Origin of the sequence: Marinobacter sp. UBA2688 (genome assembly GCF_002352785.1) — a bacterium.
Taxonomy (GTDB): Bacteria; Pseudomonadota; Gammaproteobacteria; order Pseudomonadales; family Oleiphilaceae; genus Marinobacter; species Marinobacter salarius.
This window is the reverse complement of the sequence record NZ_DELU01000023.1, coordinates 286,567-302,753: the sequence shown is the minus strand read 5'-3', so window position 1 is coordinate 302,753 and position 16,187 is coordinate 286,567. Positions and strand designations below refer to the sequence as shown.

General features: G+C 58.0%; 14 protein-coding genes. 12 read left to right on the top strand and 2 right to left on the bottom strand.

Features of this window, described 5'->3' with window-relative positions; genetic code table 11:
* Nucleotides 1–79: 79 nt before the first annotated feature.
* From B3M52_RS13030 to B3M52_RS12980, 11 genes are all read left to right on the top strand, one after another.
* The gene (locus B3M52_RS13030) at nt 80–898 is read left to right on the top strand and encodes a hypothetical protein (protein WP_036204032.1); all 819 of its coding nucleotides are present in this window, start codon (nt 80–82) and stop codon (nt 896–898) included.
* A 75-nt stretch (nt 899–973) separates the two neighbouring features.
* Nucleotides 974–1,834 (top strand): mechanosensitive ion channel family protein, encoded by an 861-nt coding sequence (locus B3M52_RS13025; RefSeq protein ID WP_041336562.1) that lies wholly within the window; start codon nt 974–976, stop codon nt 1,832–1,834.
* Nucleotides 1,827–2,312 (top strand): ATP-dependent zinc protease, encoded by a 486-nt coding sequence (locus B3M52_RS13020; RefSeq protein WP_087148985.1) that lies wholly within the window; start codon nt 1,827–1,829, stop codon nt 2,310–2,312. Before B3M52_RS13025 ends, B3M52_RS13020 begins: the two co-directional genes overlap by 8 nt.
* Nucleotides 2,309–3,214 (top strand): 30S ribosomal protein S6--L-glutamate ligase, encoded by a 906-nt coding sequence (rimK, locus tag B3M52_RS13015; RefSeq protein ID WP_036204038.1) that lies wholly within the window; start codon nt 2,309–2,311, stop codon nt 3,212–3,214. Before B3M52_RS13020 ends, rimK begins: the two co-directional genes overlap by 4 nt.
* Nucleotide 3,215: 1 nt before the next feature.
* Nucleotides 3,216–4,283 carry a succinylglutamate desuccinylase/aspartoacylase family protein gene (locus B3M52_RS13010; RefSeq protein WP_036204041.1) on the top strand — a complete coding sequence of 356 codons (1,068 nt, stop codon included), beginning with the start codon at nt 3,216–3,218 and terminating at the stop codon, nt 4,281–4,283.
* A 14-nt stretch (nt 4,284–4,297) separates the two neighbouring features.
* The gene (locus B3M52_RS13005) at nt 4,298–4,723 is read left to right on the top strand and encodes a secondary thiamine-phosphate synthase enzyme YjbQ (RefSeq protein ID WP_075196001.1); all 426 of its coding nucleotides are present in this window, start codon (nt 4,298–4,300) and stop codon (nt 4,721–4,723) included.
* Between the two features lie 100 nt (nt 4,724–4,823).
* Complete coding sequence (locus B3M52_RS13000; protein WP_075196000.1) at nt 4,824–5,813, top strand: ornithine cyclodeaminase family protein; 990 nt, start codon at nt 4,824–4,826, stop codon at nt 5,811–5,813.
* A gap of 241 nt (nt 5,814–6,054) precedes the next feature.
* Nucleotides 6,055–7,035, top strand: a complete 981-nt coding sequence (locus tag B3M52_RS12995; RefSeq protein WP_036204049.1) for a TAXI family TRAP transporter solute-binding subunit — start codon at nt 6,055–6,057, stop codon at nt 7,033–7,035.
* Between the two features lie 90 nt (nt 7,036–7,125).
* The gene (locus tag B3M52_RS12990) at nt 7,126–9,306 is read left to right on the top strand and encodes a TRAP transporter permease (RefSeq protein WP_075195999.1); all 2,181 of its coding nucleotides are present in this window, start codon (nt 7,126–7,128) and stop codon (nt 9,304–9,306) included.
* Between the two features lie 113 nt (nt 9,307–9,419).
* Complete coding sequence (locus B3M52_RS12985; protein ID WP_075195998.1) at nt 9,420–11,234, top strand: sensor histidine kinase; 1,815 nt, start codon at nt 9,420–9,422, stop codon at nt 11,232–11,234.
* Entirely contained in the window at nt 11,231–12,583 is a 1,353-nt protein-coding gene (locus B3M52_RS12980; RefSeq protein WP_075195997.1) for a sigma-54-dependent transcriptional regulator, read from the top strand. The genes B3M52_RS12985 and B3M52_RS12980 overlap by 4 nt, the downstream gene beginning before the upstream one ends.
* 16 nt (nt 12,584–12,599) lie before the next feature.
* Here the strand turns inward: B3M52_RS12980 and B3M52_RS12975 are convergent, their stop codons facing one another.
* Together B3M52_RS12975 and B3M52_RS12970 are read right to left on the bottom strand one after the other, a co-directional pair.
* Nucleotides 12,600–13,280 carry a response regulator gene (locus tag B3M52_RS12975; protein ID WP_075195996.1) on the bottom strand — a complete coding sequence of 227 codons (681 nt, stop codon included), beginning with the start codon at nt 13,278–13,280 and terminating at the stop codon, nt 12,600–12,602.
* A complete protein-coding gene (locus B3M52_RS12970) occupies nt 13,277–14,869 on the bottom strand; it encodes an ATP-binding protein (protein ID WP_075195995.1) in 1,593 nt (530 codons plus the stop codon). The genes B3M52_RS12975 and B3M52_RS12970 overlap by 4 nt, the downstream gene beginning before the upstream one ends.
* 266 nt (nt 14,870–15,135) lie before the next feature.
* Here B3M52_RS12970 and B3M52_RS12965 point away from each other — a divergent pair, with 266 nt between their 5' ends.
* Nucleotides 15,136–16,113 (top strand): Bug family tripartite tricarboxylate transporter substrate binding protein, encoded by a 978-nt coding sequence (locus B3M52_RS12965; RefSeq protein ID WP_036204065.1) that lies wholly within the window; start codon nt 15,136–15,138, stop codon nt 16,111–16,113.
* The last annotated feature ends 74 nt before the right edge of the window (nt 16,114–16,187 follow it).

Genomic DNA, 16,187 nt, shown 5'->3' with positions numbered 1-16,187 from the left:
GACAGTTACGGATGGATATTCGCTGGAACGTGCTGATTGGATTATAGTTAATGGAAGAATTTATGGACAAAGGGCCGGAATGACGACGAGTCTGGACACACAGCGAACGATGCAGGATGGCCACTGGGCAACGCCTTACACATTGGAACCCGGGCAGACGCAATACCACGAACTCAGCCACACCCGAATCTGGATAACCCTGCTGGATCAGGAATGGCTGATCCGCTACCAGCGTATGCCCGAAGACGACAATCAGGAGCGTTGGCAGCAAAGGGTAACCCACACGCTACCCGATGCGGATCTGGAGGTTCATCGGTTCGTACGGCCGGATGATGGCAGTCAGGTTTGCTACCTGCCAGCGATGTCCAGCCTTGCTACGGTGATACGTCCCTATCAGCCGCTGACCATCCCCGCCGAGAGTGAGTGCACCATTTACGTGGGCACCCTCCTGTGGATGCGAATCCAGGCTGGAAGCAAAGGCACGCACCTGATGGAACTGCCGCTGGCAGATCCGTCGTTGACCTGGGTGGGAAGAACCACCATGGAAGGCGAGCTGTGCTACTCCGCCGCCACGTTTGCGCGCCTGGTGCTCGAAGCTGTGCCCAAACGTCCCTGGCGGGCGATTACCCCGGTGCGGATCGTCAATGAACGACAGGAACCGCTGTTGCTGGAGCGGTTCAATCTGCCCACCCCGTTGCTGTCCCTTCATCGCAATGACAAGGGGCAGCTATGGACACCGCGTGTGACGGTGACCTGCGAAACCGATATGAACTCAGCACGCCTGAAGATTGACCAGTCGCTTATTGCTGCTGCCGGGCAGTGCGAGCTTATTTCGCCGGCGCGGGAACAAACCTCCCGTGGCGGGTTGGTACGAGCCTACGACCGTATATTTGGCTGATATCATCGGCCAATTGTCGACATCGAATCCGTAAACGGAGTTACCTCCTTGATTGAGCAGTTTGAAAGCAGCCTGATGCAGTTTTTTGGTGCCATTGCCTGGGGCAAGTGGATCAGCACCCTGTTCCTGTTGATTCTTGGCATTGTGCTGGCTTCATTTGCGGCCCGTGGAGTTACCCGCTTCATGGAGGACCGTGCGTCACGGCACCACACGGTGATGTTGAGGCGGCTGGTTTTCTACATCGTGCTGGCCATATTCTTCGTCGCCGCCTTGCGTGAAGCCGGCTTCTCTCTCGACGTGGTGCTCGGTGCCGCCGGTATACTGACGGTTGCTATTGGTTTCGCCTCCCAGACGTCCGCCTCCAATATGATCAGCGGTCTGTTCCTGCTGGTGGAGAAGCCATTTGAAATAGGTAACTTTATTGAAGTGGAGAACACCATTGGCGAGGTGGTTTCCATTGATATGCTAAGTGTGAAGTTGCGCACGCCGGACAACCTGTATGTGCGTATTCCCAATGAAACCCTGATCAAGACCCGCGTGGTCAACCGCTCACGCTTTCCCATCCGTCGTATGGATCTGACGGTGGGCATTGCCTACGCCGAGGATGTGGAGCGGGTTGAAAAACTGCTTCTTGAGCTCGCGAGACAGAACAGTGCGAGTCTGGAAGAGCCGAAGGCATTTGTACTGGTCACCGGGTTTGGTCCATCCTCAGTGGACCTGCAGTTCTCGTTCTGGGTGCCCAGCAACAAAGTGTTGGAGGGTCGTAGCCAGATGATGGTGGCCATCAAGAAAACGCTTGATGAGGAGGGCGTTGAAATACCCTTCCCTCATACGAGCATTTATGCCGGAAGCCATTCCGAGCCCTTCCGGGTGGAGCTGCTTCGGCCGGAAACCACAACCAACAAGGGAGGCCCGGATGCCGACCAGAATGGATGATGCCTCGAAAGCCGGCCCGGTGCCGGACACAGACGGAAAGCTGGCATTGGGCTGGCGCGAGTGGGTTGCCCTGCCGGAGTTCGACATTTCCCGGATCAAGGCGAAAGTGGATACCGGTGCCCGCACCTCTTGTCTGCATACCTTCCGTACCGAACCCTACACAGAGAGCGGTCAGCGCCGGGTCCGCTTTTGGGTGCACCCGGTTCAGAACGATCTACATCACGTGGTGGAGTGCGATGCGGCGGTTCTGGATGAGCGCAACGTCTCGGACTCCGGTGGTCATAAAGAACTGCGCCTGGTGATCGAAACCCGGTTGGTGCTCGGCAACATCGAGTGGCCCATCGAAATGACATTGACCAATCGTGACTCCATGCGTTTCCGTATGCTGCTTGGTCGAACGGCAATGGCCAGGCGCGCCATTGTTCTTCCTGAATGTTCCTATCTTGCCGGCGAGCCGGCCCTAAGGACGAAAACATGAAAATTGCGATTCTGTCGCGTAACCGTCATCTCTACTCAACTCGTCGTCTGGTGGAGGAAGGGATCAATCGGGGCCACGAAGTGAAGGTGATCGATTGCCTGCACTGCTCCATGAACATCACGTCCGCGGACCCTCGCATTCACTACCACGAGGAAGTCCTGGAAGATTTCGATGTGGTGATCCCCCGTATTGGCGCGTCGGTGACCTTCTACGGGACGGCCGTGTTGCGGCAGTTCGAGATGATGGGCGTTTTCCCCGTCAATGAGTCCGTGGCCATTACCCGCTCTCGGGACAAGCTGCGTTCATTGCAGTTGCTGGCCCGAAAGGGCGTTGGCATGCCGGTGACCGGCTTCGCCAACAAGCCGGACAACGTGCCGGAACTGCTGCAGATGGTGGGCGGTGCTCCCGTCGTTATTAAACTGCTGCAGGGCACCCAGGGCATTGGCGTGGTGCTGGCCGAAACCCGCAAAGCGGCGGAAAGTGTCATTGAGGCTTTCATGGGCCTGAAAGCGGACATTCTCGTGCAGGAATTCATCAAGGAAGCCGGTGGCGCCGATATCCGCTGTTTCGTGATTGGTGACAAGGTGATTGCGGCGATGAAACGTCAGGGTGGGGAAGGAGAGTTCCGTTCCAACCTGCACCGGGGCGGTACTGCCTCTCTGGTGAGGATCACCCCCGAAGAGCGCAAAACGGCGATCACGGCTGCAAAATCCATGGGCCTGAACGTGGCCGGTGTGGATCTGCTGCGTTCCAGCCGCGGGCCCCTGGTTATGGAAGTGAACTCCTCACCGGGCCTGGAAGGTATTGAAAATGCCACCAGCAAGAACGTGGCCGGCATGATCATCAACTGGACCGAGAAAAACCAGAAGCCCTGGAAAACCCGCACCAAGGGGAGAGGCTGATATGGCTGCTCGGGCGCCGTTTGTTATCGCCGGTCACGAGGTCAAGGCCGGCACTCGACAGACTGTTGAGATTCCGGTTGCCAAACTATATACCCACACGCCACTGCATATTCCCGTTGAAGTGGTTCATGGGCGTCGAAGCGGGCCGGTACTGATGGTTTGCGGAGCGATACACGGGGATGAAATCAACGGTGTCGAGATTGTGCGCAGGGTGCTGACCAACTCCGCCCTGCGGCATTTGCGGGGGACGTTAGTGGCGGTTCCCATCGTGAATATTTTCGGGTTTGTCCAGCGCACCCGTTACCTTCCGGACCGCCGGGATTTGAACCGTTGCTTCCCGGGCAGCGAAACCGGCTCCCTCGGTGGTCGCATTGCCTACCTGTTGCGCACGCAGATCATGGAGAATGTCTCCCACATTATTGACCTGCATACGGGCGCCATACACCGGTTCAATTTGCCGCAGATTCGCGCGGAGCTCAAAAACCCGGAAACCATCCGTATGGCTGAGGCCTTTGGTGCGCCCATTATCATCAACGCCAGCCTGCGGGAGGGCAGCCTTCGCGCCTACGCTGATTCCCAGGATATTCCGGTGGTCACCTTCGAGGGCGGGGAGGCCCTGCGATTTGACGATGTGGTGATTTCCAGCGGCGTGAAAGGGGTCATCCGGGTGATGCGGGAACTGGAGATGATTCCCGCCAAGAAAGGCCCCAAGGCCCCGAGGAAACGCTCGGAAACGGCGGCAAACTCGCAGTGGGTGCGAACGGACACCGATGGCATCATGCGCCCGGTTGCCAGTCTTGGCCAGAAAGTCCGTAAAGGTCAGAGACTGGCCATGGTAGCCGACCCGTTCGGCGAGTCGGAAACCGCAGTGACATCACCCTGTTCCGGCATTGTTATTTGTGTGAATAACCTGCCGCTGGTAAACGAGGGCGAGGCGATCTACCACATTGCCCGATTTGACGAACTCAGCGAGGCGGAGAAGGCAATGGACTATTTCCGCAGCAGCTATGAAGGAGATGTGGGCGACGACGTGGTGCCCGTCCATCCCTGGGACGACCGGCAGAAATAGAAACGAGGTTGGACATGATCTGGGATCAGACCTTTATCGAACTGAAGCCCCAACCCAGGGGCTTTCACCTGGTAACCAATGAAATCCTGGCCCAGGCGCCGGCCCTGCAGAACTGTCAGGTGGGGCTTTTACACCTGTTTATCCAACACACGTCGGCCTCCCTGGCCATTAACGAGAACGCCGACCCGGACGTGCGCGGCGATCTGGAGCGCCATTTCAATGTGATGGTGCCCGAGAATGCGCCCCACTATGAGCACACCATGGAAGGCCCGGACGACATGCCGGCTCATATAAAAAGTGTTCTGGTCGGCCCCTCACTGACCATTCCCGTGAACGAAGGACACCTTGCCCTGGGCACCTGGCAGGGGATCTATCTGTGCGAACACCGGGACCGGGCCGGCGGTAGACGGGTCGTAGCAACTTTGCAGGGACGGTGGTAACCGCTTGCTGTCACATAAGAAAGTGGCTGGGTGTTCGCCCTTGTAAACCATGCATCACGGGCGCCTTTCTCTGTAGGCACCCTGAACGGGAGCTCAAAGTATGCAAATACTCGACCCTGAAATCGTCGCCGAAAACCTGCCCTGGAATGCGCTCGTCGACCAGTTGGAACGTGCTTTCGCTGGCGGCATCGTAACACCACCTCGCCACCATCATGCCGTTGAGCGTCAGGACGGGGAGGCTACGATGCTGCTGATGCCGGCGTGGGAAGATCAGGGTAAACAGCCGGGCTATCTTGGGGTGAAGATGGTGAACGTTTTCCCCCAGAATGCGAATCGCGGCATGCCCGCGATCAGCGGCGTTTACCTGCTGAGCGATGGCGCCACGGGCCAGCCCCTGGCCTGTATTGATGGTAGTGAGCTGACCCGTCGGCGCACTGCCGCGGCCTCCGCCCTGGCAGCCCGCTACCTGGCCCGCGAAGATGCCGAGACCCTGGTTGTCGTGGGCACTGGCAAGCTGGCGCCAATGTTGATTGAAGCCCATGCGTCGGTGCGGCCGATTCGCCGGGTCGTGGTGTATGGTCGCAACCTGAGCAAAGCTGAGGATCTGGCCCGGTCGTACTCGGGTTACCGTAAAGGGCAGGCGGCATTTGAGTCCGTTACCGCTACCGACAACCTGGCCTCGGTGGTTCCAGAGGCGGACATCGTCAGTGCGGCGACGCTCTCAACCCAGCCCATGATTCAGGGTGAATGGTTGAAACCCGGAACGCATCTGGATCTGGTTGGGGCATTCCGAAAGAATATGCGGGAGACCGACAGCGAATGCGTTGCTCGTTCTGATGTCTTTGTTGACTCTTATGCCGGCGCTAGAGGCGAAGCGGGAGATCTGCACTTTGCTGTGAACGATGGCGTTTTTGCCATGGACAAGATTCAGGCGGAGTTGTCTGAACTGGCAAGTGGTACCCATGCTGGCCGCAACGGTGATGATGCCATTACCCTGTTCAAATCCGTGGGTGTTTCGCTGGAAGATCTGGCTGCGGCGATCCTGGTTTGGGAGAACTACTCGAGTTCCAGTAAACAGGGTAAAGCCTGATCACACGGTTTTTGTCGTGCAATATGGGTGGATCTCCACCCATTACCTTCCTGGAAATGGGTGGAATGTTACCCGCTACTGCTTGATCTGCCCCGGCTTTATTAATGAAATATTTGTAAGATCAATTAGTTGCCGTATCTGGCCTGCTAGTTGCTGTTGTTCGTTGCTGTAAGTGTCCAACCGGAACCTGCTGGGCTCCGTTCTAGCACCCAACAAACACAACGAAACGGGAGCATTCTCTATGAAAACCCAATCCGTCTTTGCCATGGCATTTGTCTCAACGTTTGCCGCCACCAGTCCCGCCATTGCTCAGGACCGGTCTGATTGGCCGGATAACTTCACGGTCGGTACCGCAAGTCAGGGGGGAACCTACTTTGCGTATGGGTCCGGATGGGCAAACTTTGTCGCCGAGAACCTGGGCGTATCCGGTGGTGCTGAAATTACCGGTGGTCCGATGCAGAATATGGCGCTGGTTCATACTGGCGATCTGAAGTTCGGGCTGACCACCATGGGGCCGGCGCAGGAGTCCATCGACGGTAACAGCCCACTGGCACCGGGCATGAAAATGGACAATGTGTGCGCGATGTTTCCCATGTATGAAACGCCGTTTTCCGTCACCGCACTTTCCAGTTCCGGCATTACGTCTATCTCTGATATTCCCGATGGCGCCACCATCGGATTCGGGCCGGCCGGCTCCACATCCGACACCTATTTCCCCCGCATCATGGAAACCCTGGGCGTCAATTTTGAACGCCGCAACGGTAGCTGGTCTGACTTGGGCGGGCAGTTGCAGGATGGTCTGATTGACGTGGTGGCCTTTGCCGCCGGTATTCCTATCCCGGCCGTCAGCCAGTTGGAAGTGCAGACCGATGTGACCATCATCGGCATGACGGATGAAGAGGCCAAGAAGGTGACTGCGAATTTCCCGGTATCGGAATTCACCATTCCAGCCAGCACCTACCAGTCCCTGAATGAGCCGTCCCGCGTGGTCTCCATGTGGAACTTCGCCATGGTCAACTGCGACATGCCGGAGAGCTTTGTGTATGAAATTACCAAGCTGACCATGGAGAACAACGACAAGATGGTGTCCATCCACAAGGCCGCCAAAAACTCCATTCCGGAAAACTACACGAAGAACAACGTCTTGCCCTGGCATCCTGGCGCAGCTCGTTGGTTCAACGAAAACGGCTACACGATCGAAGACAGCAAGATCAATCAGTAACCATCGTGTGCTCAGGAGGGTCGCGGTGGTGGCCCTCCTGAGCAAAGCCGGCGAACCGCCGGCCCCGTTTCCCCGTGAGCAGGGTCTATCATGACTGACAAGCAACACCCCGAAGAACACCCGGTGAACGACATTGGCGATGACCACGTCCTGGCCCACGATGTCGATGAAGAGCCGGTTGAGGCCAATCGCCGCCTGTTTGAAGGCGGTATGCTGAAACTCGTGACGTTACTGGCCATCGCCTACTCGTCGTTTCATCTTTACAGCTTGAACATTGCGCCGCTGGAAACCTGGTCTTTCCGGATTGTCCACATTGCGGGGGCCCTGGTGTTGGGCTTCATCCTGTTTGCCGGTGCCCGTTTTGTCTCCGCCGAAGACGGTCCCGCACGCCATCGCTGGACAACATGGATTGGTGCCGTGGCTCTGGTGCCGGCCCTATACGCGCTGTACCAGACATTTTCATTCCACCAGATGATCCTGGATGGCACCCAGAGAGTTCCAGTTGACCTCGAAACCTGGCATTTCGGCTGGCCGCTGTTGGCCGCCAGTGCGATCGGTATCGTGATGAGCTGGTTTCACCAGCGCGAGCGCTCCCGCTTCAGTGTGCCGGATCTGGTGCTGATTGTGTGTTCGGTGGCGGTCGCTGCCTATTTTCTGGTGGTTTATAACACCTCCATGCGCATGTCCACGGGCACCTCGTTTGCGCCGGTCGGCATTTCATTCGCGGCCATTGCCGGCACAGCCCTGATCATGGAGCTGACTCGCCGGGTGGCAGGTCTGGCTCTGGTCATTATCGGGCTGGTCTTCCTGGTATATGTCTTCCTTGGGCCCTACCTGCCTGGCTTCCTGGGTTATCCTGGTTTATCGGTTCAGCGCTTCTTCAGTCAGGTGTATACCGACGCTGGTATCCTCGGCCCGACCACCGCCGTGTCGTCGACCTATATCATCCTGTTTATCGTCTTCGCCGCCTTCCTGCAGGCGTCAAAAGTGGGCGATTATTTCGTGAACTTCGCCTTCGCCGCGGCGGGTCGCACCCGGGGTGGCCCGGCCAAGGTGTCGATTTTTGCCTCCGGCCTGATGGGTATGATCAACGGAACCAGCGCTGGCAACGTGGTCTCCACCGGCTCCTTGACCATTCCGCTGATGAAAAAGGTGGGTTACAGCAAACGGTCGGCAGGGGCCGTGGAAGCGGCAGCCTCTACCGGTGGGCAAATCATGCCACCGATTATGGGGGCGGGCGCCTTCATCATGGCTGAGATTACCGGCATTCCTTATACCGAGATTGCCATTGCGGCGATCATCCCGGCCATCCTTTACTTCGCCTCGGTCTATTTCATGGTGGACTTTGAGGCGGCGAAGACCGGCATGCGTGGCATGCGCGAGGATGAGTTGCCCAAGCTCAAGACCATGGTGAAGCAGTGCTACCTGTTTGTGCCCATTATTATTCTGATTGTGGCGCTCTTCATGGGCTACTCAGTGATCCGGGCCGGTACGCTTGCCACCGTGTCTGCCGCAGTTGTCAGTTGGTTCTCGCCCAACAAAATGGGCATACGGAAGATCCTTGAGGCGCTGGAAATTGCGTCGTACATGGCCATCCAGATCATTGTGGTATGTGCGGCGGCCGGTGTGATTGTGGGCGTCATTTCCCTGACCGGTGTTGGAGCGCGGTTTTCCGTGTTGCTGCTGGACGTGGCCGAGGCCAGCCAATTGCTGGCGCTGATCTTCGCCATGTTCATCTCGATCCTGTTGGGTATGGGCATGCCAACTACCGCCGCATACGCAGTTGCCGCGTCGGTGGTCGCCCCGGGCCTGGTTCAGTTGGGCATCGAGCCGCTTACAGCACACTTCTTCGTGTTCTATTTTGCGGTGGTGTCAGCCATTACCCCGCCGGTTGCACTGGCCTCCTATGCGGCTGCCGGGATTTCGGGCGCCAATGCGATGGAGACCTCCGTGGCCTCGTTCCGAATTGGTATTGCAGCGTTCATCGTGCCATTCATGTTTTTCTACAACGGCGCCTTGCTGATGGATGCCGGCTGGTTTGATATCGCCCGAGCACTGATCACCGCTCTGTTCGGAGTGTATATGCTGTCCGGTGGTGTGCTGGGCTGGTTTGCACGGGCCTCCGCCGGTGTGATCACCCGTCTTCTGCTGATCGGTGCGGCGTTGCTGATGATCGAAGGCGGTTTATGGACAGACCTCAGCGGTATTGCTCTGGCGGTGGTTGCGTTCCTGGCGCAGCGTCAGAGCAAACTGCGTCCGGCGAGCACCTGAACAGCAGCGGCTGGAGTGTCCGGGCCAGGGCGGTCGAGTTGAAACTCGATTGCCCTGGCCCGGACAGGGCTATACTCTAGCGGCTTTCAACGGTTTTTCAGGAACCGGAGTGTATGTCCTACCGGATTATCGCGTTTCTTGTTTTTCTGGTGACTCTGGCCTTCTCATGGATGTTGGGTGGCTGGTATGGCTACCGGCAGGTTGAACAGGAGAGCGTGGAAGAGTCGTTTCGTTATCGCCAACTTGTGGCCAATGAGCTTAACCGGTATGTGCCCATCCCCGAGTTGATGGCCGAGCATCCGTTGTTGGCAGAAGCCCTGGCATCACCGGGTGACCCAGGTACACTTCTGCGGGCTAACGACCAGATGCAGCGAATGGCGACCATCGTCGGCAGTTCGGATGTCTATCTTATGGATGCCTCCGGAACCACTATTGCGGCTAACAACTATCTGCGCAGGGACAGCTTTGTGGGCCGCAACTTTGATTTCAGGCCCTATTTTCAGGACGCCATGGCGAGCGGGGATTCCGCCATCTATTTTGCCCTGGGCGTCACCTCCGATGTCCGCGGGCTGTATTTCTCCCATCCTGTCCGTGATGACAGCGGCGAGATTCTGGGTGTTATCGCCATGAAAGTGCTGGTGCATGAACTGGAATCACAGTGGCGTCGCCCCGCCTCATTGAGGGATTCGGAAATGGTCGTGTTGGACGACGCTGGCATCAGTTTCCTGTCCAGCAAGAGCGAGTGGCTGTACCGGAACTTTACCGGTGACAGCGGCGGCGCTCCCAGTGAGCAGTCTCGCCAGCGTTACCCTGACCGTGAGCTTTCGCCGATTGATTTCGACAGCCTGGGATCACCCTGGGGGCTTTCCGACAGGGCAGGGACCATGCGTATCCACAACGATGGAGAAAGCCGCGAATACCTCAGGGTGCTTACACCCCTGCCACGCCTGGACTGGACGCTTCAGGTGATGGTCAGTACCCGCACTGTGCTGTGGAGTCGGCTCGGGTTTGCGGCGGTGGGCGTGGCGATTTTCGTGGTCGGCTTGCTCGCCTCGCTGTATTTGCGGGAACGCTATCGGCGGGAGGCTGAACTGGCACACAGGGGAGAGCAGCTTGAGCTCAGCGTCGCCAGCAGAACGGCGGAGCTTGAGCGTTCCAACCAGCAACTTCTGGATGAAATCCGCGAGCGGGAGAAAACCCGCGATGAGCTCCGGGAAACCCAGCATGAGTTGATCCAGGCAGCCAAGCTTGCCGTGCTTGGTCAGATGTCTGCAGGCCTGAACCATGAAATTAACCAGCCGCTCACGGCGATTCAGACCTATGCCCGCAACAGTCGTCGGTTCCTTGAGAAAGGGGCGACGGAGACGGTGGATGCCAACCTTTCAGAGATCATCACCCTGTGTGACAAAATGGCGGAGCTTACCCGCCAGTTCAAGGTGTTTGCCCGCAAATCGGAAGGGCCACCGGCACTGGTTGATTTGCGGCAATCGGTCGACGGTGCCCTAAAGATAATGGCGGCGCAGGAGAGCCGATCCGATATCTCCATTCAATGGCACCGCCCGGAACAACCGGTACAGTGCCATGGAGATCTGATCCGGATCGAACAGGTTATGGTGAACCTGGTGGCGAACGCTATTCAGGCAGTCGAAAGCAGCGAACGGCCGGAGATCACCATTGATGTGGAAGAAGATGACGGGCATTGGTATTGCCTTGTGCGGGATAACGGTTCCGGCCTGCCGGGCAGTACGGAGCGGATCTTCGAGCCTTTTTTCACCACCAAATCGGTAAAGCAGGGGCTCGGGCTGGGCCTTTCGATATCCCGGCAGATCGTGGACGCGCTGGGCGGCAGCCTGACGGGGCGTAACCGGAGCGACGGACCGGGCGCGGAGTTCGTATTGACACTCAGAAAGCGGGAGGCCACCGAATGACAGACGCATCGGTAATTTTTGTGGACGATGACCCGCACATCCGCCAGGCCATCGCGCAAACCCTTACCCTGGAAGACCTTTCCATTGCGTGTTTCGAGGACGCGCGGTCTGGTCTTGAGAGCATCTCACAGGACTATGAGGGCGTCGTGCTATGTGACTACAACATGCCGGGAATGGATGGCCTGGAAATGCTCGACAGGATTCGCGCCATGGATGAAACCATCCCGGTGATCATCCTGACCGGGCAGGGCGATATCAGCACGGCCGTCACCGCGATGCAGCAGGGCGCCTATGATTTCATCGAAAAACCCTTTGATCACGACGAGCTTCTGGAGCTGCTTCGCCATGCATTGGAAAAGCGCCACCTCGCGCTGGAAAACCGGCGGCTGAAGGCCCAGCTGAAGCATCTGGCCCGGCCAGGCCCCCGAATCCTGGGGGATTCAGCCGGTATGCAGAAAGTGATGGCGACCATCGACCCGGTACTGGATATCTCCGCCAATATCCTGTTGCACGGTGAGACCGGTTCGGGGAAGGATGCCTTGGCCCGCTATATCCACGAGAACAGCCCCCGAAGCGCTCACAACTTCGTTGCTATCAACTGTGGTGCTGTGCCCGAGAATCTGATCGAGAGCGAGCTTTTCGGTCACGAAGCCGGTGCCTTTACCGGTGCGGAAAAGCGCCGCATCGGAAAAATCGAGTATGCGCACAAGGGCACTCTGTTCCTGGATGAGCTGGAAAGCATGCCCATGGCCCTGCAGGTAAAGCTGCTGAGGGTGCTCGAAGAACAGCGTGTGGAGCGCCTGGGCAGCAATCAGGTGCAGAATGTGGATGTTCGCATTATCGCCGCCACCAAGGCTGACTTGAAGCAGCTCAGCGACGAAGGCGAGTTCCGTGCTGACCTGTACTACCGGCTGAACGTGGTGAAGCTGGATATTCCGCCACTGCGTGAACGCAAGGACGATATTCCCGTACTGTTTCACCATTTTGTGCTGATTGCGGCAGCCCGCTACGACCGCGAAAGCATCCCGCTGGATGCCAGCCAGGCCGCGCGTCTGATGCAGCATAGCTGGCCGGGGAATGTGCGGGAGTTAAGGAACCTGGCCGAGCGCTACGTTCTGCTGGGGCCAGCGGCGTTGGACGAAAACGATTCCTCCGTCACCGCCAATGTGTCCGGGCGCCAGACTCTGTCCGAGATGATGGACGACTTTGAACGTTCCGCCGTCGTCAGTGCGCTCAATGCCTGCCATGGCAGCATTAAGGACACCATGGTCCAGCTAGGCATTGCCCGTAAGACGCTGTACGACAAAATGAAGAAGTACGGGCTGGACAAGTCTCAGTTCCGGGATTGACCCTAAAGGCAGGGGTTCAGACGCGATACCGCCGTTCCGGTCGACCGACGCTGCCGTAGGTAACTTCCGCGGTTAACTCCCCCCGGCCAACGAGGAATTCCAGGTAGCGTCGCGCTGTCGTTCGTGACGCGCCCATGGCCTGGCCGACTTCCTCGGCACTCCACTGGCCGGATGAAACCACCTCGCGAATTTTATCCAATGTGATGCTATCGATGCCCTTGGGCAGTCTGTCTGTGGGTGCGGGCTGACTGGCTTCGCTTGACCCTCTGGGCAGCAGGGCATCGACTTCTTTCTGGGCGATTTGCACCAGGCCAGACAGTTGCCGCAAGTGGTCGCGGTAACGGTTGACGGCTTCCTCAAGGCGTTCGAAAACCAGGGGCTTGAGGATGTAGTCGAAGACGCCGCCGCGCAGGGCGCTCTTGAGCGGTTCCACTTCCTTGGCGGCGGTAATAAGAATAACGTCACTGCTGCTATCCCGCGCCCGGAGTTCCCGCAGCAGATCCAGACCATTGCCGTCGGGAAAATAGATATCCAGCAGGATCAGGTGTGGGGCCATAACGTCGATAAGGTCGCGTGCATCCCCCAGGCTGTGGGCAATGCCGCAAAGCTCCACATCCTCGAGTCGTTCAACAAACCGGCGCTGGATTTCGGCGATCTGCCGGTCGTCCTCAACAATCAGGATCCGAAGGGTATTCAATGGCTGTCACTCCCCTGACTGGTTTTCGGAAGGTAAAGGGTAAATCGCGAGCCCACGCCCGGTAGATTCTCCACCGTGATGGAGCCGCCCCAGCGATTCAGGAACTGACGCACCAGGTGCAGGCCATAACCGTGTTCTTCAGCGCCCGGCTTGGTGGTTACGCCTTTCTCGAAGATCTTCTGTTGAGATTCTTCCGGGATACCGGGCCCCTGATCTTCAACCTCAAAGATCAGTTCATGCCCCAAGTCTGTCATGGATAGCTGAACCCGTCCTCCTTCGCCCGTTTGATGAAGGGTCGCCTCGAGGGCGTTGTCGATGAGGTTGCCGAGGACACTCACCAACTGATCCCGCGGCATGTCGGCGGGTATGTCCACCATGCGGCTTTCGGCATCGATCTGTAAGCCCAGCCCCATCTCCCGGGCGCGATTGTACTTGCCCATAAGGCAACCGGCGATAACCGGATCGGGGACGGCTTCCAGAAGCAGGTGAATCAGTGCCTGATGGTCGCTGACTTCGCTGCCGATCAGATTCAACGCGTCGTCATAGGCTTCAATCTGGATCAGGCCCGCGATGGTGTGGAGCTTATTCGAGTATTCGTGAGTCTGGCTTCGCAAGGTATCTGCGTATTGTTGTATGCGAGTCAGTTGCCGGCTGACCTGATCCACCTCGTCCTTCAGCCTGAAACTGGCCACAACACCGGTAATCTCAGCGCCCTGGCGAACAGGTAACCGGTTGACGATCATCTGTCGGTTTCTCAGCCAGACCTCGCGGTCGAAGTCCGGCGTGCCGGATTCTAGTACCGACAGCAGGTCACTTTCGGGCAGAACATCGAGAATGGGACGGCCTGACAGCGGCGTGTCGGGGTCGATACCCAGGGTTTCCAGGGCGGTGCGGTTGAAGGTCGTGATTACACCGTCGCGGTTGATGGCGATGATGCCCTCCCGAACGGACTGCAAGGTGGCGTCCCGCTCCTGGAACAGGCGTGCGATTTCCTCGGGTTCCAGGCCGAAAATGGCGCGCTTGAAGCGCCCGGCGATCACCATCGCGATGAGTATGCTGACCAGCAGGGTAAGGCCAACCACGGTATACAGTACGAAGCTGTAGCGTTTGATGGTGGCATCCACCTGGTCAACTCCGTATCCCACGGAGACAATGCCGATGATCTCGCCAGTTTCTGGCTCGATCACCGGGGCCTTGCCACGCATGGACTCGCCGAGGCTGCCCGTGGCCCTTGCCACATAGGCCTTGCCATCAACCAGGGCACGCCGGCCCAGGTCACCGTCATCGTCGGCCATGGAGTGGCCAATGCGATCAGGGGAGGGGTGTGCCAGGCGTATGCCCTGGTGGTCACCAATGACGATGAACAAAGCTTCGTTGGTGCGGGTCAGTCGATTTGCCAGCCGGTTCAGCCCTTCAATATCACGCTCGTGTACGCCCTCGATCACCGAGGGGGCTGCCGCGACGGTCTTCGACACCATGAGAGCCCGTTGTCCGATTTCATCAAACAGGGAGTCGCTGAGGTAATAGCCGGCGAACACGCCTATGAGGATCGTCTGCGCTGCGCTGACGAATCCGAGCGTGAGGATCATTCGGGTTTTCAGTTTGGTTTTTCGGAACACGTTGTCAGCAGTGATTGGTTTGTTGTCGTTATGGGGTCAGGTTAAAACACCCGCTTTACGATTGCCCGTAAATTTTATGAACGAAACGCCCTTTAGTTTCTTTAAAGGCATTACGCGCACAAACTTCTGGCCTCAGTGGTGAATCTTTAACCTCAGTCCGGTAGCGCTTCACGTTGGCCCTGAACGCGGGCCCGTACCCTGGAAGCGATCACAAAAACAAGACAGAGGTGACAATCATGACTCTCAAACGAAGCTTGTCGTTTATCGCGGCAGCGGCTTTCAGCCTTAATGCCATGGCATGGCAACCCTCCGGAAAAGTGGAATGCATCGCCCCGTCCGACCCGGGTGGCGGCTGGGACTTTACCTGTCGCAGCGCTGGTAATGTAATGAGGGACCTTGGCCTGGTTGATGGCACCGTACAGACCATCAATATGGCCGGTGCTGGCGGCGGTGTTGCCTATGCTCACACGGTCAGCAAACGAGCGGAAGATGACAAGCTGATCGTCGCCGCATCAACGGCAACCACCACCCGTCTCGCCCAGAAACAGTTCCCCGGGCTGGATGCCGATATGGTGACCTGGATTGGCGCACTGGGCGCGGATTACGGCGTCATTGCCGTAGGCAAGGACTCACAGTATGAGAACCTGAATCAACTGCTCGATGCCATCAAGCAGAATCCGAAATCCGTCAAGTTCGCGGGCGGCAGTGCCCGGGGTGGCTGGGATCATCTGAAGGTGCTGATCACCGCGAAGGCCGCCGGCGCCGATCGACTGCCCGCCATTCCGTACCTTTCCTACAATAACGGTGGTGAGGCCATGACCCAGGTGGTCGGTGGCCAGGTCGACGCCTTCACCGGTGATATCTCCGAAGTCACCGGTTTCCTGTCGTCGGGCGACCTTCGTGTTCTGGCCGTGCTGGCCGACGAGCGCCTGCCGGGTGAATTTTCCGATATTCCGACCGCAAAAGAGCAGGGCGTTGACGCCGTTGGCCCGAACTGGCGCGGTTTTTACATGCCCAAGGGTGCTTCCAGTGAGTCCAAGGCGTTTTGGGTCGAGACCGTCGATACCCTGTATGCCAGTGAGGAGTGGAAAAAGGTGATGAAGGCCAATGGTCTCATCCCGTTCCATCCGCCTGCAGATGAGTTCGACAGCTTTGTCGAGCAACAGGTACAGGACATCGAGAACCTGTCCCGCGAAATAGGACTGCTGAAATGACAGGCCTGGGTGATCGGCTTCTTGGCCTGGGCCTGATGGTTCTGGCGGTGGCTTACGGCTGGGTTGCACAGCAG

Excerpts from the sequence above, each read along its gene's own strand:
- B3M52_RS13005 (WP_075196001.1), top strand. The coding sequence starts at position 4,298 with ATGATCTGGGATCAGACCTTTATCGAACTGAAGCCCCAACCCAGGGGC.
- B3M52_RS13010 (WP_036204041.1), top strand. The coding sequence starts at position 3,216 with ATGGCTGCTCGGGCGCCGTTTGTTATCGCCGGTCACGAGGTCAAGGCC.
- rimK (WP_036204038.1), top strand. The coding sequence starts at position 2,309 with ATGAAAATTGCGATTCTGTCGCGTAACCGTCATCTCTACTCAACTCGT.
- B3M52_RS13020 (WP_087148985.1), top strand. The coding sequence starts at position 1,827 with ATGGATGATGCCTCGAAAGCCGGCCCGGTGCCGGACACAGACGGAAAG.
- B3M52_RS13000 (WP_075196000.1), top strand. The coding sequence starts at position 4,824 with ATGCAAATACTCGACCCTGAAATCGTCGCCGAAAACCTGCCCTGGAAT.
- B3M52_RS13030 (WP_036204032.1), top strand. The coding sequence starts at position 80 with ATGACGACGAGTCTGGACACACAGCGAACGATGCAGGATGGCCACTGG.
- B3M52_RS12980 (WP_075195997.1), top strand. The coding sequence starts at position 11,231 with ATGACAGACGCATCGGTAATTTTTGTGGACGATGACCCGCACATCCGC.
- B3M52_RS12985 (WP_075195998.1), top strand. The coding sequence starts at position 9,420 with ATGTCCTACCGGATTATCGCGTTTCTTGTTTTTCTGGTGACTCTGGCC.
- B3M52_RS12965 (WP_036204065.1), top strand. The coding sequence starts at position 15,136 with ATGACTCTCAAACGAAGCTTGTCGTTTATCGCGGCAGCGGCTTTCAGC.
- B3M52_RS12990 (WP_075195999.1), top strand. The coding sequence starts at position 7,126 with ATGACTGACAAGCAACACCCCGAAGAACACCCGGTGAACGACATTGGC.
- B3M52_RS12995 (WP_036204049.1), top strand. The coding sequence starts at position 6,055 with ATGAAAACCCAATCCGTCTTTGCCATGGCATTTGTCTCAACGTTTGCC.
- B3M52_RS12970 (WP_075195995.1), bottom strand. The coding sequence starts at position 14,869 with ATGATCCTCACGCTCGGATTCGTCAGCGCAGCGCAGACGATCCTCATA.
- B3M52_RS13025 (WP_041336562.1), top strand. The coding sequence starts at position 974 with ATGCAGTTTTTTGGTGCCATTGCCTGGGGCAAGTGGATCAGCACCCTG.